The sequence below is a fragment of the Collinsella sp. OM04-5 genome (genome assembly GCF_003439125.1).
Lineage (GTDB): Bacteria > Actinomycetota > Coriobacteriia > Coriobacteriales > Coriobacteriaceae > Collinsella.
The window spans coordinates 8,749-30,455 of record NZ_QSUU01000008.1; the positions used below are offsets into that span (position 1 = coordinate 8,749).

The window sequence follows — 21,707 nt, forward strand, 5'->3', positions numbered from 1 at the left end:
CTCGCCGTCGCCGGTCGCCTCCGCCCTGGGGGCGGGCGCCGACGGGTCGGAGGGCGTCGCGGAGACCAGATCGGAGTCGGAGAAGGAGGTCCACCTGCCGTAGACGCAGGCCTGCACCAGGAATCGGTAGCTCGTCCCGTTGGACAGCCCGGAGGCCTTGAAGGACTCACCGGAGCAGGAGGTCGTCAGCGTGCGGTAGCCGGACCCGTTCCGGTAGGCCACGGCGTACTTGGTGGCGCCGGGCACGCGGCCCCACGACAGCTCGACGCTGCCGTCGCCGGCGGTCGCCGCGGGCGCGGGCTTGACGGTCCCCTCCGGCCTGCAGCGCACGAGGCTGGCGGGGCCGAAGGAGGACCAGCGGCCGTTCACGTAGGCCTGGACGAGGAAGTCGTGGTCGTAGCCGTTGGGCAGGTCGGTGGCGGTGTAGGACGTCCCGGTGAGGGACTTGGTGAAGGTGGCGTAGGTGCCGTTGGAGAAGGCCTCCGCAACGGCGTAGCGCTCGGCGCCCTCGACGGGCTCCCAGGTCAGGGTGACCTCGCCGTCGCCGGTCGCCTCCGCCCTGGGGGCGGGCGCCGACGGGTCGGAGGATGCAGCATAAGAAACAGATTCAGCACGCCTCACTATTCCTGTTGTCGAGTTTTCAGCAATCGCCGGAGTACATACAAGAAAGAAAATAGCAACGGCAAGAGATAGCAGACATGAAATACGCTTCATATACGACCCTCCATGAGTAACAGTCCAATTAGATGGTAGCGAAAATACGAGATTCGATATGTATTATTTCGGACCAATGGATGCTTTTTGTCGCAGACGGTTTCAAGCATTGTTAAATCGAAGTGATGTCAATAATCGATCACCGACAACGGCGCGGAGTTCTCTGACGAGGACGCGATCGCCGCGCTCGTCGGCGAGGGCCGGGCGAGACGAGGCTGTTCTACCGCGTCCCCCGCCGCAGCGACCAGAAGGGCGCCTGCGGGCGAAACCACGTCGAGCCGAGGAAGCTGCCGCCCAAGGGCGCGGGGCTCAGGTTCGACCGGCTCTCGGCGGCCGAACCCGGCGCTCGCCATGTCGCACGTGAACTCGGAGCCCCGCGGCGCACTCGGCTTCTCGACGCCCGCGTGTGCCTTCAGGGCGATGCTCGGGGAGGACGCAGCTGCGCTGCTGCACGCCTGCGGCGTGGAGGACGTGCCCATCGGCGGGCTCGACCTGACGCCGGAGCTCATAGAGCGGGTGCGCGCAGAGAGGGGCGATGCCCCGCTGGCCTAGCCTAAAGGCAAAAAGGAATAGACGGGCCGACCGTCCGGCTGAGTCTGGGAAGAGGCGCCGGGCGAAGGCCGGAGCATGGCCACCGGACCCATCGAAACACATCTCCGCTGTTCTTTCAACTTGGAAAACGGCGCCCCCGGGGCCCGTGAGGGGCCGCGGGGGCGTTCAGCTAGCTGCGGGAACGGGCTATCCGCTCAACGTGTTCGACTGAGATCGGAAATCAACCGTCTAAATAGGACCCTTATCAGTCTTGCTTCGCATCAGGTTCACAAAACTGACAGCAGATTTACTGGCCTTATATAGCTGATCATCAGATTTCTGAAGGTCATTCTCACTTAAAGAATCAAATTCAAGAACTTCTTGCCCGGCGTATATCAGCCAGCCGTTCTGCGCGAGAGATTCTTTCTCGACATCATTGAGATGTATGTCACCACGTAAATCTAAAGAGCAAAGCGCTTGCAAATCAGTAGAAGGAGTATTTGCAACCAAACCAGCAAGCCTCAAATACTCGTTGTATCCTATGCTTTCCTCAATGAAGGCCGAGAACAGCTTACTTAGATAATCCACCTTTCGTCTGTCTTCAACTTTATTGATCAAATTCAAGGTAGTTTCAAAATTCTCGATCAACTTCTTCTCGTTCTTAGCAAAGAACGAACGACGCTGTTCGTCATCGACGGAATCCAGTCCGACAAGAAAGCGTTCAACCTTATTAAAAAAGAGCTGATCAGGGATTGAAGCCACCGCTTTGACGGCCTTGAAGAATGAAATGCCGTCCAACGTTTCATCAAACACGATGCTTACTGCATCCATCGGCAGCCCCAATGAATCTCCGATACTTTTACAGTTTTCCAAAATAGTCACGATATTTGAAACAATAGATTCCATATCATAATGCGCTCGACTCAACTCATCCATACGCCGCTCCTATAAGTCCAAAAATTTATATCCATTAGATTTCACTAAAGATATGGTTTATTGAAAATCATCCATCCATCGGGGAGAGCCGCCAGCTTTGACGCCCTACAGCCCTATGAATTAAATTCAAACAGATATAACACCACCAAAAACCAATAACGAGGCTAAACCTTCCACCGCACTCGCGGCTCTTGAGCGTACTATGCCGGATCTTGGGATTGCTTCGCGCCGAAGCGAGAAGTACTCGCTCTCGGAGGATAGGTTTGCCCCAAGCCACGGATCAACCCAAATTATCTTTCGAAATGCCCCAGTAGATATAGCAATCGCCAACTCAGGAGTCTACTAGTACACGATTCAGCTGACAAACAAATGACTATACGGCACTATTAACGGATAACTATCACTGTTCATCTACAGGAATATCCAGTTTATTCGCCGCACAAATGCAAAGCTCTTTATCCTCTTGAGTCATCCTGCTCCCAAGAATAACTCGCAACGGCTTGCATGAGCGTTGTACATAATTCATCTCAAGCTCATCTGGCTCTGGTACAAGACGGGCACGATATTCGTTCTCCCACTCAAACGCACTGCCCTTTCTGTAAATTGCCCGTAGATCACTAAGCATGTCATCACTGCTCACATTAAGACCAAGCATCCTAGCAGCAGTCCAAGCAATTTGAGGGTCGCAATTAAATGGTTTGTCATCATATAAAATTGGCAATACTTCAGTACGCATTCCGTTAGCAATATTACAATTGCGAATAGCTTCTCTGTCGTAAGCAAGAACGAAACCCGCTTGGCTTTCGGAATATACATTCCACATATTCGAATCGCTAGGATTGTCTGTTAGGCACAAAATGCGACAACAATTTCGGCAGCTATTCTGATGAACTGGAACAACAAATCCTCCAACAAATAAGCGCAAGTTTTTAACAGCCGAGCGAAAAAGGCTAACTCTCCCCTCATCGGATAGTATCTCAAACTCATCTATTCTTGCTGGATTTAAAGGAACCCCCAGAACCCCTGAAACAAACGCAAGTCGTCTAAAATCAATTTGATTTATTATCTCTAACGCGTGTTCATCATCATTGAGATAACTTTCGATTTCATCTATACCATTCCAGTTATAGATCGGTACCGAGTCGCGCTAATCACTGAAAACCCTTGGATGAGAAAATGTAACAGTCGCGTTTTCTAGGTCGGCAAAAGCGTATTCAGTTGGAGGTCGATAGCGGTAAAGCATTCGCGGGACGAGAGAAGTCGATAGATCTTCCAGCTCCTTCTCAGCGGAAACAATTGAAGCGCCATCGTTTTGCTTAGCAACGAGATTAGCAAGTGTCTCCCGATATGCTTCTTTCTGTGTCAAGCTTAGTACCATGCAATGTCGCTTCCCGATCTAGCTAAATTAGATGCAGTTGATTTTATCCAGTGCATAAAAACTGAATACACATACGAAGCAGAAGCCATGTCTATCAACTACCAAAAATGATTCCGATTGGAACGTACCGGAAATCGTAAAAGCTGCCAACGGATATATCTATAATAGCCTGAGATGACTAGAGATGAAAACATATAGCTATCAAGCAATCTTATCCTCCGATGATGATACCAGCTATGACATCGAACTCCCCTCTCTGTCAGTTCGCTTTACCAATGACGGAGCGTCGCAGAGACTGCAGAAGCAGTCGAGTATGCAGAAAAGATTTATATGGGCGCGTCAATTAAAAAAGTCTCTGTTGAAGAAAGTTAATCCAACGACATTGCCGCCCCTTCCAGTAACCCCAGTACAGCTGCAAGGTGCCCCTAGGTCATCTCGCACATTCTTGTGGGTTCCGTCCGAAACTGTACCCCAAACGCGTCGAACCTATGACTGTCGGTGTGTCTTGTCAGCCCGGTCAACGAGAACCAGTTAAGGAAGCGGTTGAGCATGCGCGAGCTCACCGCGCAGAACGGATTCCGATTCAGGCACACTCGCCTACACGGACTCCCCGCCCGAGCCAGCAACGGCATCGACCGGATAAACTACAAGGTCAGGCAAAGGGTGAGGTTCGCCAGCACCTTCATCGATGGAAACTCGGCCCCATGCTCGTCACAGCAAGGTTCGTGCGCACCGTTGGGCACGAGCGGATAAAGAGGAGGTATCTGGAAATGACAAAGTCGGAAGAGACCGACGAACTGAAGACAAGAATAAGGGCTAGGGCATCGGACAGAGCGAGACTGGCTCAATCAATTATCGAAAGAATCTTGGTGGCACCTACAACCACTCGGAGAATTTAAGCATTTAAAATCACATTAATTTGAGCAAATGCAGTCATCAGGTCAGAAAAGTAACGCAGTAGCAATGCAAGCGCTGAATATGCAAGGAGCGAATCAAAATTGAAAGATAAAAACACCACAATCCCCTTTGGAGCCGATGAAATTATGTACTCATTCCTCAAATCAAACGGTGCTCCCTTAACAGATAGCGAATTGAAAAGAATAAAACATGCTGAATCACTGAAGGATTTAATGGCCCTTGGCTATATTCGACATGAGCACTCAAACGTTTTCCTGACATTGCAAGGCAGAATGGCTCTTCGACAATTTGACGAAGAACATAAGAGTAAATCTAACAAAGAATCCGCAAACGTTTTCAGTATTATCATTAGTGTACTGGCAATTTTAGTATCTATGCTAAACACAGTTGCGGGATTAGTTAAAAACGACGCAAACGTCAATTATGCCTCAATCATTTTATTCACTAATATGCTTAGCGCACTTGAAGTACTGCTAATCGGATTTTTTGTCTCTGAAATTATATTGCCCTCGGTAAAGTACTTTAGATTCCACCCTGTAGCTCGAGTCTTATTTGGAACGATGGCAGCGGTACTATTATATTTTATTGTTCAACGCTTTGGATAGCAGATGGTACCCCATCCACCCTAAGCTGCGAAAGGCTTTCACGGACCTCAGCACATGGTACATCGCTTTTAGTGGTCGGGTCCAACCTCTCGTGGACCCTGTTGACCCGCAAAAGGTGAACGTACCAGCCGAGGTAGGCCTGCATTTTCTTGGGAAACGTTCTCGTAAAGCACCATGGGGAGTGTCTCAGCTACGAGCAGAGAGCTTTTCCATCCCCATGCGCTTCAGGCACAGGGTCGGCGACGTCGTGCATATGTGCGTGGCTGCCGAGTCCTCACTCCCTGATTAGCACATTGCGCACGCGTTCATATACCCAACGAGCCTGGACCCGCTCTTTGAATATGGAGATGCTAATAATTATTTGCTAACTAATTTTTGTTTGAAGGAGGAGGTGGTCAATTTAGAGATATTCATTTCCAAACTAATGTACCATCGCGTGGAGTCGACAGCATTTCCGCCAAAGGCGTGATGGGTTTCGTTTGCCGCGAATAATAAGTAAATCGGCGCTCTTAGGAGCGTGCCCCCACTTCCTCTCAAGGAGAAAACATAATAATTGGGACGATTTCACAGGCGACAGACAACTAAGCCGTATCACAATTTGGTGACACGCATAAGGGTTACCGATATTATCAAACTAAAAATTGCCTCGATACCTAAGCAGATGAAGTAAATGATCGACTATCGAAAGCAATATACCCCTAGAGTTGAAACTATGCCCAAATACTTGGCTGGACGAGGCGAAATACCGCTATCAGCAGAACTCAAGTTGAAGGCATTATCCGAAGGATATCAAACCCAACCCATGACGTTCTATGGATTGCTAGAAGTGGGTAGAACTGTTCTTCTTAATGCAATCGAATCCATTGCCGCAGAAAATGGCGTGCTTATGCGCCGTGTTGAAGTCGAAGAGAATAAGGGGCTCATCGGACCTCTTGCATCAACGTGCGGCTCGCTCACTCGATCTTTAAGCACTCGAGAGCTCATGAAGATAAGGCTAGTGAATGGCCGACGCAAAATAGCCGACGCAGCAAGCATCAAAGTGCTTACAAGGAGAGAACAACGATGCGCCCCGTTTTTATCGATTGCTGCCGCGCAACGAGACAAGCTAGTTTCAGCGACCCAAAAAACAAAACGATATAAACAGCACCACGGGAAAACGCTGCATTCAACCTAGGAGATCGACGTGTTAACGATTCATTATGGGGACATGGATAACGTGATTTACAACACATCGGTCTATTTCGATAACGTATACTCTCCAGCGGTTTGAAGATTCTTTTGCCCAATGTGTCATTAAATCTATCGACAAGGGCACTGTCGTCGGGCTCATGCCATAGACACTAAAATCTTGGGAATCATCCCACCTAAAAGCTATCGAGTGGCACCAAAACATTGCTCCCCATGTACTTTATGCCTCGAAACGTCTATAACGCCTCAAACTGTGGCGACAACTGCGCATATTGGATTCTGCGGATCGCAGCGCACCACGACCCGACGATCAACCTTTACAATCTGATGGATTTTGGAAACGGCAAGTTCATGGCAACCGTTGCAAACACGGATGATGTCGTTCACACGATGTTCGACCTTGTCCCTATAGCCGCAAAATGCCTAAGGGAGAACTCCTGACGCACATTTTTGATATGACAAGAGCCGCTTGAACGAGGAGTACTTGAACCCCACCGCTCTTGCAGCTCTTGAGGATACTTTGCCGGATCTTGGAATTACTTCGCTCTAAAGCGAGAAGTACTCGCTCTCGGCAGATAGGTTCGACCCCAACCATGGATCACCGTTGAGGAAGAACTCCGGCGAGCGCTGCATGAACAGTGCCTGCTCGCGCTTCCAGCGGCGCAGTTTTTCCTCATTGGCCTCTTCCCTGCCGCGCGAGGTGAACTCGTAGTGGCACAGCTCGGCATAGGGCATTTGCCCTCCTCCAACAAAACACTGTCACTAACTTAGTCCACCAACCTCGCCATTTGTTAAGCAACAAGCGCGAGCGGTAGGTATTGATCTACAACCGTTGGGGATTGAAAAAATGCAGTAGCCGAAAACGTAATATCTTCCGATTGGCGCGGCATAAAAAAATAGAGGGCGTCCCATAAAGAGAAGCCCCCTTGCAAAACGGCCGAACCGTTTTTCGAAGTGGAAATATTTTGCACCAGATGCCTAGGAATCGCAAGAAGGCATATCTTCAGCGTCACACAAATACCATGCGCCGATCACTTTCGACAAAAACGAGAAGGAGGAAGTTATGACCTCCGCACCTTTATAGTAGTTGATGTTGCGATTTGCCCTAGAAATAAACTTGGAAAGCGATTGTGCTTTGTGCTTAATAACGCCTTTAGACGACACCTCTTTGTGCAGATATAGCGTTGTGACAATCTGGCGTATTCTCTCATTGCTCATCCTTGCCTTACGCTGATAAGAGCCAACCCCATCTATTTTGCTCAATGCCTTCATAACACCGTTATTTGCCCTTCGGGCATTCTCACCCGAAGCAAGACCATTAAGAATACAACTATTGTGAGCACACGCGTTGCGGAGATCTTTTGCCGCGCGAAGCAAATAAAACCTATCGCGAAGCTCATCATCGTCAAACCGTTTGGCGCAAAACAAAATGAATGAATTAAAGGCGCCAAAGGTAATAACTTCCAGAAAGGCCCAGACAGGCACATTAAAACCACTGTATTTTGCAAGAATGCCTGCAGAATAGGCACTCGACTCACAACGTGAAATCTCTTTTTTGACCCAGTTGGTCACATTCCCCTTGCTATCAAATGTATCCTGCTCGCTTAAATAGTCTTGAACGATTTCGTAACCGTCCTCGGCATGCTGCTCTATCCTGCCCAGCAAGTCAACTTTGCAGAAGTGCTCAATATCAAGAGTAAGCGAAATCATCTCGTTTCGAAGCAACATATCAATAATCGAAAGGTCAACAAGCATCTTGAAATCTAAGTTGACATATTCACCCTTGCGTTTTCCATCAGAAACCTTTGAAAATCCGGTGCGGTACGAGCGCAAGCGAAAGTAATTGTTGTTCTTCGTCAGATACTCGACCGCCTCTGCCTCGCTCATATAGCGGAAACGGACACCCTTGCTCTTAAGATGGGAGACTTGTTCCCAAGGAGTAAGCCAAGGCTTTTGATCGCACATATCTTGTTGACGAATAGGACTATTCATTGCGCTCTCCAGCGTATTTGATGAAATAACAGATCTAATTTTATCCTAACTGTAAATACCTATTAAACAGCCGGACGCTCATGCAAATACATCATGGCACGCCGCCGCCCATCTCGCCTTGAGCTCGTGACAACATTTGCATTAGCTTCCACAGAATTAGAGGGAGCATCCTCTCGCTATCTCATTTTGAGCTGAGTAACATCGTAAATTGACCCGACCTGAGCCACTATCCAGCACACGGTCCAGAAAAATCTCCCAAGAAAGAAGTATTATTATCGCACTTACACCAACCAAGGCTCCTCTTCATACTTTTCCGCATAGGGAGAATGACACCTACTAGCAAACTCGTAAACCAGTACGTAGAGTTCATATGCATCGCGATCTAAGCGCGCCATTCCTTCTCGGTCGTATCGTGTCTGTTCCTTTTCACACTTTTTAATAGCGCTAAGCAAGTCGTAGTAGCCACAGTCTCGGCTGTTAAAATGATGACATTTTCCGACAATATCTTGATAATCATTGCGAATTGCATCAATTTTTCTAGCAATGGCAGATATTTGTTTGAACTTACATGTCCCAGGAAAGTATGCAAGCTTTGATTTCAGAATGTAGACTTCGTCTTCGGAGGGAAATATAGCCTCCAATCGAAGATAGGATCCTACTGACTTTCGAAGTCTATTCTCCAAATGAAGCAGATATCGTCGCGTATGAGAATCTTCATCTGAGTAGTAGCGCTCGCATTCATCCCTTTCGCAATGTTCAATTGCCTGAACTAAAGAATCCCTTTGTTCATGCCTATCATCCGATATGCAAAGCAATTGGGAGACGTATGACTCTTCTTCCTCGTAATAAGCCAAAAGAAGTCCCAAGGTATCTTCGCATCGAGATAGATGCTCAATGTAGCATTCATCCATTCCGCCCAGCTCAGACAATAACGGCTGAATGCCAAATAAAAAACGATCTTCAAGTTCCCGACATCGGTCGCTGTATTCAATTACCCCAACAAACAAAGATGATATTCCTGCACCTAAAACCGCTACCAAAACCTCGTTCATCTGTTCATCCGTCAAAATGACCGCGTTTAGAGGGCAAATATAGAAAATAAACGAGATAGCAGCAATGATGGATGACGCAAATACGATCGTTCTCGATAATCTCATGCTGTTTCACCCTTAGACAAGCGGACTGCGTTTGAAATCCCAATAATCGCATCAACACGCATAAGAAAAGCTAAGCGTAGGCTCCACGAATCAAACACCAGAGATATAGCAAAAACCCAACGCTCTCACAGCTCCTGAGCACCCTATGCTGGATTTTCACATCACCTCGCACTAAAGCGAGAAGTACTCACTGTCGGAGGATAGATTTGGCCCGAGCCACGGGTCGCCATCGAGAAAGAACTCAGGCCAGCGCTGCATGAACAGCGCCTGCTCGCGCTTCCAGCGGCGCAGTTTTTCCTCGTTGGCCTCTTCCCTGCCGCGCGAGGTGAACTCGTAGTGGTACAGCTCCGCATAGGGCGTAAAGATGGTACGGTAGCCCGCCTCCCACACGCGCAGGCAAAAGTCCGCATCGTTAAAGCCGACGGCGAATTTCTCATTATAGCCTCCGACCTGCTCAAATACGTCACGGCGTACCATCTGGCAGGCGCCCGTCACGGCACTAAAGTTGCCCGGGCGCACAGCGCGGGCAAGATAGCCCTCGCGCTTTGCCGAGAAGTCCTGGTTGGCATGGGCAAGTGCGCCACGCACGCCAACTAAAATGCCGGCATGTTGCACCAGATGATCGGCAAAGTAGAGTTTGGCGCCCACCACGCCTGCATCGGGACGCTGCAGATACCCCATCATCTCTTCGATGAAGTCCGGGCTTATGACCTCGGTATCGTTGTTGAGCAGCAGCAGGTAGTCGCCCTTGGCGTGCTCCACACCAAAGTTAATGATTTTGGAGTAATTGAACTCGCCCGGCCAGTACATAACGCGCGCGATGCCCTTGCCTTCGGATGCTGCAGCCACACGTTCTGGCAGGGTTTCGTAATACGCAAACGTCTCCGGGGCTTCGCTGTTGTTCTCCACCAAAACGATCTCGTAGTTGGTATACGTTGCCTTCTGGGCGATCGACATCACACAGGCGTCGAGCGTCTCAATGTGATCCTTGGTCGGAATCACAATGCTCACCAGCGGCGCAGGCTCCGGCAGCGCATAGCGCATGCGGTAGACAAACGGCGTCTCGGTCTCCTCGACCGTTCCGCAAATGCCCAGCGCGTCAAAGTGACACTGAAGCGCAAGGCGCCCGGCTTCGATAGCATACGGCTTGCTATCGGCAGAGCCATCGGCGGTCGATCCCGGATGCACGCGCCAGTGATACAGCACATGCGCAACGTGCTCAAACCGCGCGCCGGCTGCAAGGCAGCGGAGCGTCAGGTCGTAGTCCTGGGCACCCGCAACGTCTTCTGGGGACGTGCCAATGTAATCGATGAGCGTCTTCTCCACCATCAGGAAATGCGTCACGCAGTTATGGCTATAGAGCAGGTCGACGTTGAGCTTGGTCTTAAAGACCGGCTGGCCCCACTCCCCCGTTTTCTGGAACATGTCCTCATCGCAGAACAGGACCTGGGGACGCTCGTCCTCGGCAGCCTTGTTCAGCACGGCAACATAGTGGAATAACGCGTCCGGTTCCAGAATGTCGTCATGGTCCAAGAACGCGATGTAGTCGCCCGTCGCATGCTCAATACCAGCGTTGGTGTTGACCACAATGCCGCCGTTGCCGGGAAGACCGATGCGACGGATGCGCTCGTCATTGGCATCCGCCGCAAGATTGGCCACCGCATCCCATTCGGGTGAGGCGTCCATGAGCAGCAGTTCCCAGTTGTCATAGCTCTGGGCTAGCACCGATTCCAGCAGCTCGCGCAGGTAGACCCGATCAGTCTTGTAGCACGGCACCACAATGCTCACGAGCGGTCTATAGGCAAAGGCCGCCGAAGCGACACGCTGGCACGCCAAATCGGCCGGCTTTGCGCGATGCTGTTCAAACCAACGTCGATAAGCTGCGTCGTCTGCACGCGCGTCCTTCATGCGGTTCCAGCTGTCGTCGACCATGCCGTTGTACAGGCGACCATCCATGGCGCAAAAACCGCTCTGGATTAGGCCCGTGGGATCAGCCGCAATCGCGACAAAATCACGTATATCCTGGGGCATCTCAACGCTCAAATACGTTTTATTGACGCGGCATCCGTTCTGCTGCGGCACATCGATCTGCGATTCAAACACATGCACGGTGACATCGATGGCATTCATATGCGCATCGAAAATCTGGAGCTCAGGGGTGCACTTGGAGTCCCCCACCCACGTAACCTCATAGCGCCACACCGCGCCGGCGTCTGCCGGCAAATAGCGAATGGCATCGATCTCGTAGCGGCCGCAGTGTTCGCCACGCTGCGCATCGCGGATAAGCGCACACAGCGCAGACTTTGCTTTGTAGTTAATCTTGGATTCCAGCTTGGCCACGCGGCTATCGAGGCGAATGGAGCCCAACCTTTGGCCACCGGATGCAAAAACGACATCCATCGACGAGCCATCCAAAAACGGAAGCACCAAGACGGCGAGCTCGCGCCCGTAATCGGAAACGGAAGGGCAAAGCGCCAGCACGCGGCCATGATCGACCGGGAGCACCAGCGACGGCACGCAAGAACCGCTCGTCGTCGCATGGGCAAACGCTTGAGAACCCTCCCACTCAATAAGCGCGGCGACATCCTGACCGGCAAAACGAAGCAACACAAACAGACGGCCCTGACTGCGGCAAAGTGCCAAACGCTTGATACTCATCTATACTTCTCGCTTTCCCAGGGCGTTCGCTGCCATGCGTTTGCAGGCACCCAGGCGCCCAAACCTCAAGACGTCGTAATCGAACATGAGCTTCTTGCACCCACGGGCATTGGGGGCCTTGCTGGTAAGCGCCACACGCACCATAGCAGCAACAGAAGGAGCGCATTGTGCGAGCGCATCATCGCTGCCCACGGCAGAACCGGCAAGTGCCGTGGCAACGGCAGCAAACACCTTGCCGCAGTCCGAACCCAGCAACCTGAGCGCATCGTACAGCACCAGGTCGCAGAGGAAGTACGCCAGGTCATCGGCATGCTGAGCATCGAGACCGTCGCGCTGCCAGTCAGCCAGCACCGCGGAGTAAATCTTCACGTGCTCCAGCAGACGCGTCTCGTCGTCATAGCGCATGGTGTCCATAAGTGAGCCCTTGCGCGCCACGCGGTAGTCATACAGCTTGTTCGAAATAAGCGCGCTCTTGCGCGATCGACCGTACACGGCAAAATCGAAGACCTGGTCCTCGCCATACTTAACGGTTTCGTCGAACACGATCCCGTTGCCCAACAAAAACTCACGTTTGCAGGCGGTGCGCCATGCAAAGGGGCGAGACGCTTCCTTAAACAGCAGGCCAGAGCTATAGCCTTCAAACGACACATCGCGTGGGCTCAGCACATAGTTAAGCCACGGATACCCCGCCTCGAGCGGGTACGGATTCGCGCCAAAGGTCAAAACGTCGCAGTCCTCGCGCTCAAAGGCGTCGACGATCACGCGGCATGCATCGGGCGTAAAGCGATCGTCGGAATCCAAAAACGCAACGATAGGCGCCGTGGACGCGGCGATGCCTGCATTACGCGCGCTCGACAGGCCGCCGTTCTCCTTATCGACCAGCGTAAAGCGTGCGTCCTTTTCGCAATAGGCAGCCGCAATATCGCGCGAGCCGTCCGGCGAGCCATCGTTGACCAGCACGCCTTCCCAATCGGGCATGTCCTGCGCAAGCAGGGAGTCCAGGCACCAGGCCAGGCACTCCTCCACTTTATAGATGGGAACGACAACGGAAATCTTGGGGGTAGCCATAGTCACTCGCTCCTACTGTGCGGCCGGAACATCATCAGGGTGCGGGTTGCCGCCGTAGGTGCGCTGATACGTCAGCACGCGCCAGACCAGCGGCAGGCCGCCAATCTTAAAGTAATGCTTAAACGTATTGAGCTTGCCCGGCTTCTTAAAGTCAAAGCGCGAATCGATATAGGCGCGGGGCGACTTGACCATCAGGCGCAAGTCGGTCTCGCCACGTGGATCGAACAGCGACAGGTCAAAGCGACCGGCATCCCAATCGGACTTGAGCTCGGGAGAGGCCTTCTCCCAAAACTGCTCACGCAGCTCATCGACCAGGCGCTCATCATTCCAACGGTACGTATCGACCTTCATGCGCATTAAGATACCCTGAAGCTGAGCATTAAGCTCGGGACGTTGATCCAAAAAACGTTGCATCTCGGCATATTCGTCGCACACGCAAAACACCTTGTTGGGCGAATTAACGGAGCTCTTCTCGTTATCCTGGCGATAGCACAAAATGGGATCCGCAATAAACGCGGCACGCTCGGCGCAAGCCCAAACCTTAAAGTTAAAGCCCGCATCCTGATACGAGGCACCCGGCGTGGGAAGGAAACGGATCTGATTGTCGTTGAGGAACTCACGCCGATAGATAGCCGACCAAATGGAAGGTTTGCGGTAGAAGATGCCCGGGCGATCGACGGGGCGATACGCGGCGCCCGTCATATGCTCGTCGATGATCCCAAACAGCTCACGGCGCTCGCTGGGCGTGGACCAATACAGGTAAAAGTCGCCCTTTACCACATCGGCATGCTCAGTATCGGCCTTGGCGACCAGCTTTTGGAGCGAATCCTCAAACATAAAGTCGTCAGACTCAAGGATGCCCACGTACTCACCGCGCGCCATCTCCAGGCCGCGGTTCATCGAGTCGCCGTAGCCGCTGTTGGCTTTGTCGATCATCTTTACACGAGAGTCGCGCTCCATGTACTCGCGGATGATATCCGGCGAGCTATCGGTGGAGCCGTCGTTGATACAGATGATCTCGATGTCCTTGAGCGTCTGAGCCACGGCGGAATCGAGGCACTCGCGCAGGTAGCGTTCGACATTGCAGATGGGGACAAGCAGCGAAACTTTAGGGGTATCAGAGTTCTGCAAGAGAACCTCCTGTTGAATAGCGTGTAACAGGGTTATTTTAGCAGCCGAGTTGCGGCGGGCGGCAGCGCTTGGAACTAGAGAAAGCGCTCCAGGCAGGCTTTGAGACCGCGAGTCGAAAGATAGAACAGCGTGGCGTCTGCCATCGAAACGCCCGTGGTCGCCGCAACGAGCTTGTGGGCAACACGGCGAACGGCGCCCTTGGCAGGCATATCCGCCCACTCCGTTCCCAAAAACGTCGTGAGGTCCATGTTGACGCGAGCCGCCACGCGAGGGAAGTCATCGGCATCCAAGCGCGCCAGGTCGAACACAATGAGGTCCAAAAACCAAGTTATCAGCTCGCCGGGACACAGGTCCAAAAGACCGTAGGCTGCCCAGTCCTCCAAGACCTCCTCGAGCATTCTCATGTGGGCGTCAAGCTTTTTGGCGCGAGCCTCGGCACTGTTGAACTCGTGCGTCGCCGATTCGCTCTCCATCACGTAGTGGTAGAACTTGTCCGGCATGACGACGGTCTTGCGGGCAAGCGCATAAGCCGCGAATTGGAAGACGACGTCCTCGCCCAAAGCCAAACCGGGGGCGAAGCGAATGCCTTCGCGATTAAGCAGCTCGCGCGAAAAAGCCGCACGGCAGGCATAGGGCTGCGCATTCGAATGGAACAGCAGTTGGGAATCACGGGCGCCGAAGGTACCAGCTTTGGGGCTCATGAGTTGCTGGACGCGTTTGGGGGCAGCATCGGCAGGTTCACAGACGCCCCCAAAAACGGCAGCCTCGGCATCTGCAGACTCCATGGCATGCAGCACACGCTCGACCGTCTGGGGATCGATGTAATCGTCGGCGTCCACAAAAAAGACGGTCTCGCCCTCGGCGGCATCGATACCGGCATTTCGAGCACACGAGACACCCGCGTTTTCCTGGTCAATCACCAGTACGCGATCGTCGGCCTGCGCGATCTGGCGCAACACGTTCAACGAATCATCAGTCGAACCGTCGTTGACGCAGACAACCTGAATCGAGCGCTCGGACTGGGCCAACAGCGAATCAACGCATCGCTGAATGGAACACGCAGAGTTGTAAACGGGGACGACAATGGTAGCTTTAGGACACGAGACCTCTCCCATGCCGACCTACCCCCTCAGCGATTCGATGAGGAAGGCGGCAACCACGCCTGGGCCTCCAACCGAGGCGTAATACTTAGCACGCCCCAAGGCGCCATCCGTCGCAAAACTCGGATGCTCGTCAACCCAGCCCTCAGGATCTTTGAGGATGGCAGCGAGATTCGCGCGCTTCCACGGCTTGAGGTCGTCAAGCGAAAACTCCCCCGCGTCCAAGGCCGCCTGAAACTCCTTGGCCATCTGCACCAGGAACTCCTTATAGAACTTAGGCGCCAGGCGCACGTAGTTCCACATGTACGAATCGTACTTAATGAGTTGATTGAACTTGAGCATGCGCGCGACGTCATCACCTGCGTGGTCACGGGCATAATCCTCTCGAATCCAACGCTCAATCTCGGCATACTCGGTATTGACGCAAAAGACCTTAGCCGAAGAATTGACCGAGGAATTCTCGTTGTCCTGGCGATACGACAGCACGGCATCGTGCAGGTAAACAGCCTTATCGGCGCACGCGATCACCTTAAAGGCGAATGACGTGTCCTGAAAGGATGCCCCCGGAGTCGGCAGGAACGTAATGCCGTTGCGCTCAAGAAAATCGCGACGGTACACGGCCGACCAAATCGACGGCTTTTGCTTAAAGAACTGAGTCGTATCGCTCGGGTGCACCGGCTTGCCGCAATCCTGAGGTCTAAACATCTCGTGCAGCGAGCGGCACTCCTCGGGCTTAGACCAGTAGAAATCAAAGTTCGCCTTCGCAAAGTCGGCATTATTGCTATCGGCGGCCGAGACAAGCTTTTCGAGTGCGTCGGGCGCCATAAAGTCATCGGACTCCAAGATGCCAACGTACTTGCCACGCGCCATCTCCAGACCGTGATTCATCGAGTCGCCGTAGCCGCTGTTGGCCTTGTCGATCATCTTGACGCGCCCATCGCGCTCCATATACTCGCGGATAATCGCGGGCGATTTGTCGGTCGACCCGTCGTTAATGCAGATGATCTCAATATCCTTGAGCGTCTGCGCCAGGGCGGAATCGAGACACTCGCGCAGGTAGCGCTGAACATTGTAAATGGGGATAAGCAGCGACAGAACAGGGCTGCCAGAGGCGTTAGTAGACAAATGTGCTCCTTAGGAAATACCTGTCGTTTCATGGTATCAAAGGGTCAGCGCGCCAGCGGACGTTTATATAATCTATGGAGCCTCTTGCGGGCAAAGTAGCCGCACGTCATGCGGCGGGCCCGTGGCAGGTTCCTGCGTTTTATTCAAAGCTTGCCGTCAAGGTGCGCCGAGCCTTTACAATAGGACAGTCCCAAGGACGTATTCGATAGCTTCCGCGCAGCGCTCGCGCGCCGCGCGTGAAAGGATATATTGCCCCATGCCTTCAACCCTTCCCGCCCCCATCGATAAGCTCGCCATCGTTGTCGTCACGTACAAGCGCCAGGAACTCCTGGCCAACTTGTTCGACTCCATGACCGAGCTCACGGCAACGCCCTGGCGCATCGTGATTGTCGATAACGAGAATTCGCGCGAGACCGAGGCCATGTGCACCGCATTTAACGAGCGCCTCGCCAACCTGTGGGGCATCGACACCGACCAGCCCGATTCACAGGGTGGCACCGACCGCGTTATATACGCGCCGCAGCTTGAAAACGGTGGCGGCGCGGGTGGCTTCTCCGCCGGCACCAAATGCGCCTACGACCTGGGCGCCCAGTGGTTCTGGGTGATGGACGACGACGTGCTCGTCATCCCCGAAGGCATCGAGCGCTTGGCCAAGTGGACCGACTGTTACGACGTCATTCAGGGTTCGCGCCTGGACTTTGACGGCGGCGCCTTCTTTTGGCAGTACCAGCTCATCCTTTCGCTCGGCATCCCTAACCCCATCGCCAAGTGGGATTTGGGACCCGAGGGCTACCGCACCATGAACCAACTGTGCTTTGAAGGCGGCATGTTCTCGCGCCGCGTGGTCGACAAGATTGGCCTGCCCGACGCGCGCTTCTTTATCTACGGCGACGATGCCTGCTACGGCTACGTGGCCAGCCAGCACTTCCCCGCCGCCGTGGTTGCCGACGTGGTGCTCAAGCGCGCCCGCGCCGTCTCTAACTGGGATATCGCCGGCAAGCGCCAGCTCAACTCCACGAGCGATACCAACCGCTACTACATCATGCGCAACCGCGGTTATCTGGCACGCTACATGCAGATTTACGGCGACTACCACCCCGTGCTGTTCCGTCTGGGCAACGCCGCGACCTTCTGCAAGGAATTCATTCGCCTGGCTGCGGTCGATAAGTGCTTTAAGACCGGTATTCCGGCGCTGCGCCGTGGCATGAAGGACGCCCGCAAGATCATCAAGGACCCCAACTGGAAACCCATGCCGCCCATGAAGGCCACCAAGTAACGGAAGCCGGAAACACCTCAGCGCTTAAAGCCGCTGGCACACCGTAGCCACATGCTGCCCATCAAAACCGAACCCCCAGCGCATGCGACCCACGCCGGGGCGCGGTACACGGATTTCGTCGATGCCGCCGCGCTCTATGTCGAGTAGCGACTGCACGGCCAGCAATTCCAACCCCAGCGCATCCACATCGGGGTCATACATCATATTAATCGTTATCAGCGGGCGCTCGTCCAGCATGCCAATCGTATCTGCTACGTCGAACACAGTGCCCGTAGGAAAAACCTGGATGTCCCAGCGACCCGCGCCACACTTTCGCCTCGAAGCAGGATTGGCATAGCCCGGCAAGCCAAAGCAGAGCCCCTGCAGCGCCAGATGATAGGATGTCGGCATATCTGATTGGCCCACATCGATGCCTAGATCGCCGATAGCACAGCTCAAAGCCTGCTTTACAGCGTCCTCGTCTCCTCGACATAGCCCGTCATGGAACGAGTCGATAGCTCCAACGTCCTCAACGGAGCACTCAAACCATTCCAGAATTACAAGACGGAGTACCTGACGCACTTCGTTGTTAGGCAGACGCAGGGAACGAAGGCACGCGCCGTCCTCCGAATGCCCCGTCATGTCCGTCGTAAGGAATCCAGACAGATACAGCGCAGTCCAGATATCTTCGGGCTTGGCGGCATCGGCCTCCTCGGCATGCACATGTATTGGCGCCTCAATAAACCCATGCGGCTCAAGCAAATCGAACAATGTGGACAAGCGTATGAGGTTCCAGTCACCGATGCATGCGCTCAGACGGTCGGCGTAACCATACAGATCTGCCCGAACAGGAGCGACGCAACCGCGATGTGCGTAGTCCACCACACGCTCCGGGCTCGAGCAATAAAAACCACCAAACAGATAGCCCTCGAGCCACTCACGCGCGTCATCCAGACAGCCGTTGCGCCCGATGCGATCTAACAGCACCCGGACTTCGTCGTCCGAAAAACCGAACCATCGATCACACCAACTCGACAGTGGCGTCGCCGATCGATAGGAAACCCCACGCTGGGACAACGCAAGCTCGGCAGGACCGGGGCGCTCGCCCATCAGACACGTCAATCGCAACGAGTCGCCGGCGTCGGCAATGGTGTCGAACAACATTCGGCTGAGCGACTCTAGGGAATCCACGCTACCGTCGTCCTTGGCGTCCAAGCGCTTTGGACATACCGCGTCGTAGTCGTCTATCAGAAGAACAACCTGCTCATCGAAAGCTGTCTGGAGCAGCTTAATAAGCACGCTAATCGCCGCATCGATCTCCTTATCGCTGGCCACCCCACGCGCCGCCCTCTCGATAAGACGAACCTCACGTCTTGACAGATCAGGTGCGGCAAGCAGCGGCAGCAATCGGGCGCACTCGTTCGCGACAGCGCTGCGAATAGCCGCCGCAGCATCGGCGTCGCGCCCCGCAGCGGCAGCTGAAAAGTCGAGCGTGATGATCGGATAACACGCGTACTCATCACGATAGTGACCGCCGCCCGCCTGCCAAATCTGGGAGCCGACGAACGGGCTTCGATCCGGCCGCCGGTGATCAGGTCGTTCCAAATAGCATTTGAGCATCGATAGATTCATGCTCTTGCCAAAACCCTTGGGCCGACAGCAAACCGCAACAGGTGCTTCGCTGTCCAATATATCGGCAATAAACATAGTCTTATCGACGAGTAAACACCGATTGATTGCATCGGAAAAGTCGTGTACATCAACCGGCAGAGCTGCGTTATCCGCATAACTGAGCAACCGTGCGCCAAACGCATGAGCAACACCATAATTCGCCTGTTCAGACACCGTAAACTCTCCTTCTAACGCAGCACGATGCCCATTGTAGCGAGCGGGTAGAGCGCAACAATATCGACATGCAAACGTTTCGGGCAACGGTAGCAGCAGACCCCCGAGGGGGCATAACAAATCGTTGCACAACAAAAACGGGGCCCGATGCCGCCGCACCGGACCCCGTCCCAAACTCTTATAGAAAACGATCTAGAAGATTACTCCTCCGAGCCGTCCTCCCCAGAAGCCTTCTTCTGCTGATCGAGCTTATGCTTACCACTTACGATAGACGTAGCGCCCAGTGTGGCCAAGCTCGCGCTGGCAAGGCTCGCCATCACAATCAGATCGCCCGTCTTGGGCATGTTGCCGCCCGAGGACTTGGTAGTTGTAGTCGTCGTGGTCGTGGTGGTCACCGTTTTGGAGTCATTTTGCTCTTGGACCTGGTTGTCAGCACCGCTCTTGTCGTCGTCTTCGGACTGTTTCTTTTCGCCCTCGGCCTTGCTCTTGTCCTTCTCCTCAGATTCAGACTTCTTATCCTCGTCCTTCTTCTGTTCGGACTTGTCGCTCTTCTCCTCAGAGCTAGAACCCTTATCGGATTCGGTCTTCTCGGAAGCCTTGTCCTTGGAGTCGCCCTTTGCGGCTTCGATCTTTTCCGTGGAAACCTGATCAGAGTTGCCCTTGTTCTGGGTCGAGCCGTTATTGACGCCAGCCATCAGCGAAGAGCCCAGCGTAGAGCCAAGCTGCTCGGAGAAAGAAGGCTTCTTGTCCGGCGAAGCAACGGGAACGTCCGGCGCCTTATTCGAGTCATCCTTGGAAGCATCGGAACCAGGGGTTGCGTCAGAGCCGGAGCCGTTGTTAGAGCCGGTGCCAACGGACGAATCGCTCGAGCCGGTGGATGAGTTAGAGGTGCCAGCGCCGGTCGAACCAGAAGCGTCGCTGTCCGTATTGCCGGCAGAGCTTGAAGACGAATCGCCCGCTGCAGAGCCGTTTGAATCGGAACCGTTCGAGGTAGAGCCGTTGTTGGTAGTGCCACCAGCAGAGCCATCACCATCAGCACCGGTCGAGGGCGCATCCATCCTGTCATCGTTGGCATCGTCGCTCGAGTCGTCATTCGAATCAGGCGTCGGCGAGGGCGCCGGCGTAGGTTCGGGCTGCACGGGCGTCGCAGCGGCCTCGTCCTCGGCGATATAAACCAAGCAGTCCTTCAGCTCATTGCGGTAGCGGTTCTTCCAGCCCTCATGATACTGGGGCTGGCTCGAATACTTGGTCGCCACGTTATTGACCACACTGTTGGAAAGCGCCGTCACAAACTCGCGGTCGGACATATCGTTGGAGAGATTCGCCCAGCGGAAAAAGTCCCTGCAGCCACCGGTGCCGCACATGTTGGTGATGCTCCACACCATGCCCTTAACGCAATCGGCACGGCCCGAAATATCAATACCCAAGCCGCTCTTAAGCCAAGCCTCGGTCACCGCATAGTACGAGTTGTACGCATAGGCATCTTGAAGAGCTGAGAACTCAACAGGATCGGTGTTGTACGCACCTTGGAAGGCATCCTGCGCGATATGGCCCAGCTCGGTGAGCTGACCGTTCTCATACATGGCATTGCTCGCGTTGGAAATCTCGCTGCCGCGATCAATCGCATCCTTGAGCATGCTGTATTTTTCGGGGTTGTAGTTGTAGGCCTGCTTCATAAACGGAATGAGCGACCAACGACGGTCGAACTGGTAATAACCCAGCGCGTTATAGCCGTCGCCATACGAAAAGCCCTGGTTATAGTTGCCATGGCTCTCGTACTTGGTAAAGTACTTCATCTCGGGGGTCACGTTAACAAACGAAACGCCCTGGACCGACCTCAGCACGCCCGAGAAGGACTGCTGGGTGTAGAGACCCTTATCGATATCGGTGGCATCCGAGGCAACGCCCGGCGTGGGCTCCTCGGCAGCGGCGGGTGCCGGCACGGAAACGGCGCCAAACGAAAGCGCCAGCGTCAGGCCCGCGACAATAGCAGAATGCTTGGGCTGCATAAGATCCTCCCTGCATTGGTATAGTTAAAGTGCAGTTTGCAAAGATAGAAGTAAGTATTGCAGCTCGCCCGTTGTTGCACAACAACCCCTCGGTAAA

Annotated in this window: 18 protein-coding genes; 5 read left to right on the forward strand and 13 right to left on the reverse strand. The window is 53.7% G+C overall.

Annotation, left to right across the window (positions count from 1 at the left end; translation table 11 throughout):
- The coding region (locus tag DXB53_RS10030; RefSeq protein ID WP_199409690.1) for a fibronectin type III domain-containing protein at nucleotides 1-714 on the reverse strand (714 nt) is incomplete at its 3' end.
- Nucleotides 715-1,065: 351 nt separating this feature from the next.
- On the opposite strand from DXB53_RS10030, the gene DXB53_RS10035 reads away from it, so the two are divergent.
- Nucleotides 1,066-1,266, forward strand: coding sequence for a hypothetical protein (locus DXB53_RS10035; RefSeq protein ID WP_199409691.1), 201 nt, complete (start codon nucleotides 1,066-1,068; stop codon nucleotides 1,264-1,266).
- A 228-nt stretch (nucleotides 1,267-1,494) separates the two neighbouring features.
- On the opposite strand, the gene DXB53_RS05905 is transcribed toward DXB53_RS10035, so the two are convergent.
- Entirely contained in the window at nucleotides 1,495-2,181 is a 687-nt protein-coding gene (locus tag DXB53_RS05905; protein WP_117583721.1) for a hypothetical protein, read from the reverse strand.
- 400 nt (nucleotides 2,182-2,581) lie between these two features.
- Nucleotides 2,582-3,004: a DUF2971 domain-containing protein gene (locus tag DXB53_RS05910; protein ID WP_117583722.1), complete on the reverse strand. Its 423-nt coding sequence runs from the start codon at nucleotides 3,002-3,004 to the stop codon at nucleotides 2,582-2,584.
- 1,553 nt (nucleotides 3,005-4,557) lie between these two features.
- Here DXB53_RS05910 and DXB53_RS05920 point away from each other — a divergent pair.
- The 3 genes from DXB53_RS05920 to DXB53_RS10205 all read left to right on the forward strand — a co-directional run bounded on the left by DXB53_RS05920 (nucleotide 4,558) and on the right by DXB53_RS10205 (nucleotide 6,711).
- Nucleotides 4,558-5,082 (forward strand): hypothetical protein, encoded by a 525-nt coding sequence (locus DXB53_RS05920; protein ID WP_117583724.1) that lies wholly within the window; start codon nucleotides 4,558-4,560, stop codon nucleotides 5,080-5,082.
- A gap of 670 nt (nucleotides 5,083-5,752) precedes the next feature.
- Nucleotides 5,753-6,256 carry a hypothetical protein gene (locus tag DXB53_RS09890; protein ID WP_147330901.1) on the forward strand — a complete coding sequence of 168 codons (504 nt, stop codon included), beginning with the start codon at nucleotides 5,753-5,755 and terminating at the stop codon, nucleotides 6,254-6,256.
- Between the two features lie 236 nt (nucleotides 6,257-6,492).
- A complete protein-coding gene (locus DXB53_RS10205; RefSeq protein ID WP_199409692.1) occupies nucleotides 6,493-6,711 on the forward strand; it encodes a DUF4869 domain-containing protein in 219 nt (72 codons plus the stop codon).
- 105 nt (nucleotides 6,712-6,816) lie between these two features.
- Here the strand turns inward: DXB53_RS10205 and DXB53_RS05930 are convergent, their stop codons facing one another.
- The 8 genes from DXB53_RS05930 to DXB53_RS05965 form a co-directional block, all read right to left on the reverse strand.
- Nucleotides 6,817-7,005 carry a hypothetical protein gene (locus tag DXB53_RS05930; protein ID WP_117583725.1) on the reverse strand — a complete coding sequence of 63 codons (189 nt, stop codon included), beginning with the start codon at nucleotides 7,003-7,005 and terminating at the stop codon, nucleotides 6,817-6,819.
- A 243-nt stretch (nucleotides 7,006-7,248) separates the two neighbouring features.
- The gene (locus DXB53_RS05935; protein WP_117583726.1) at nucleotides 7,249-8,262 is read right to left on the reverse strand and encodes an Abi family protein; all 1,014 of its coding nucleotides are present in this window, start codon (nucleotides 8,260-8,262) and stop codon (nucleotides 7,249-7,251) included.
- Between the two features lie 281 nt (nucleotides 8,263-8,543).
- Nucleotides 8,544-9,314, reverse strand: coding sequence for a hypothetical protein (locus tag DXB53_RS05940; RefSeq protein WP_147330902.1), 771 nt, complete (start codon nucleotides 9,312-9,314; stop codon nucleotides 8,544-8,546).
- 276 nt (nucleotides 9,315-9,590) lie between these two features.
- Nucleotides 9,591-12,077 carry a glycosyltransferase family 2 protein gene (locus DXB53_RS05945; protein WP_117583728.1) on the reverse strand — a complete coding sequence of 829 codons (2,487 nt, stop codon included), beginning with the start codon at nucleotides 12,075-12,077 and terminating at the stop codon, nucleotides 9,591-9,593.
- Nucleotides 12,078-13,145, reverse strand: coding sequence for a glycosyltransferase (locus tag DXB53_RS05950; RefSeq protein WP_117583729.1), 1,068 nt, complete (start codon nucleotides 13,143-13,145; stop codon nucleotides 12,078-12,080). It lies immediately after the preceding gene.
- A gap of 12 nt (nucleotides 13,146-13,157) precedes the next feature.
- Entirely contained in the window at nucleotides 13,158-14,276 is a 1,119-nt protein-coding gene (locus DXB53_RS05955; RefSeq protein ID WP_158556501.1) for a glycosyltransferase family 2 protein, read from the reverse strand.
- Between the two features lie 74 nt (nucleotides 14,277-14,350).
- A complete protein-coding gene (locus tag DXB53_RS05960; RefSeq protein WP_117583731.1) occupies nucleotides 14,351-15,391 on the reverse strand; it encodes a glycosyltransferase in 1,041 nt (346 codons plus the stop codon).
- A 6-nt stretch (nucleotides 15,392-15,397) separates the two neighbouring features.
- Nucleotides 15,398-16,501 carry a glycosyltransferase gene (locus DXB53_RS05965; protein ID WP_117583732.1) on the reverse strand — a complete coding sequence of 368 codons (1,104 nt, stop codon included), beginning with the start codon at nucleotides 16,499-16,501 and terminating at the stop codon, nucleotides 15,398-15,400.
- A gap of 256 nt (nucleotides 16,502-16,757) precedes the next feature.
- Here DXB53_RS05965 and DXB53_RS05970 point away from each other — a divergent pair, with 256 nt between their 5' ends.
- Nucleotides 16,758-17,777, forward strand: a complete 1,020-nt coding sequence (locus tag DXB53_RS05970; protein ID WP_117583733.1) for a glycosyltransferase — start codon at nucleotides 16,758-16,760, stop codon at nucleotides 17,775-17,777.
- 24 nt (nucleotides 17,778-17,801) lie between these two features.
- Here DXB53_RS05970 and DXB53_RS05975 read toward each other — a convergent pair whose 3' ends face one another.
- A complete protein-coding gene (locus DXB53_RS05975; RefSeq protein WP_158556502.1) occupies nucleotides 17,802-19,601 on the reverse strand; it encodes an AAA family ATPase in 1,800 nt (599 codons plus the stop codon).
- A gap of 200 nt (nucleotides 19,602-19,801) precedes the next feature.
- Nucleotides 19,802-21,610: a hypothetical protein gene (locus DXB53_RS09935; RefSeq protein ID WP_158556503.1), complete on the reverse strand. Its 1,809-nt coding sequence runs from the start codon at nucleotides 21,608-21,610 to the stop codon at nucleotides 19,802-19,804.
- Nucleotides 21,611-21,707 lie beyond the last annotated feature (97 nt).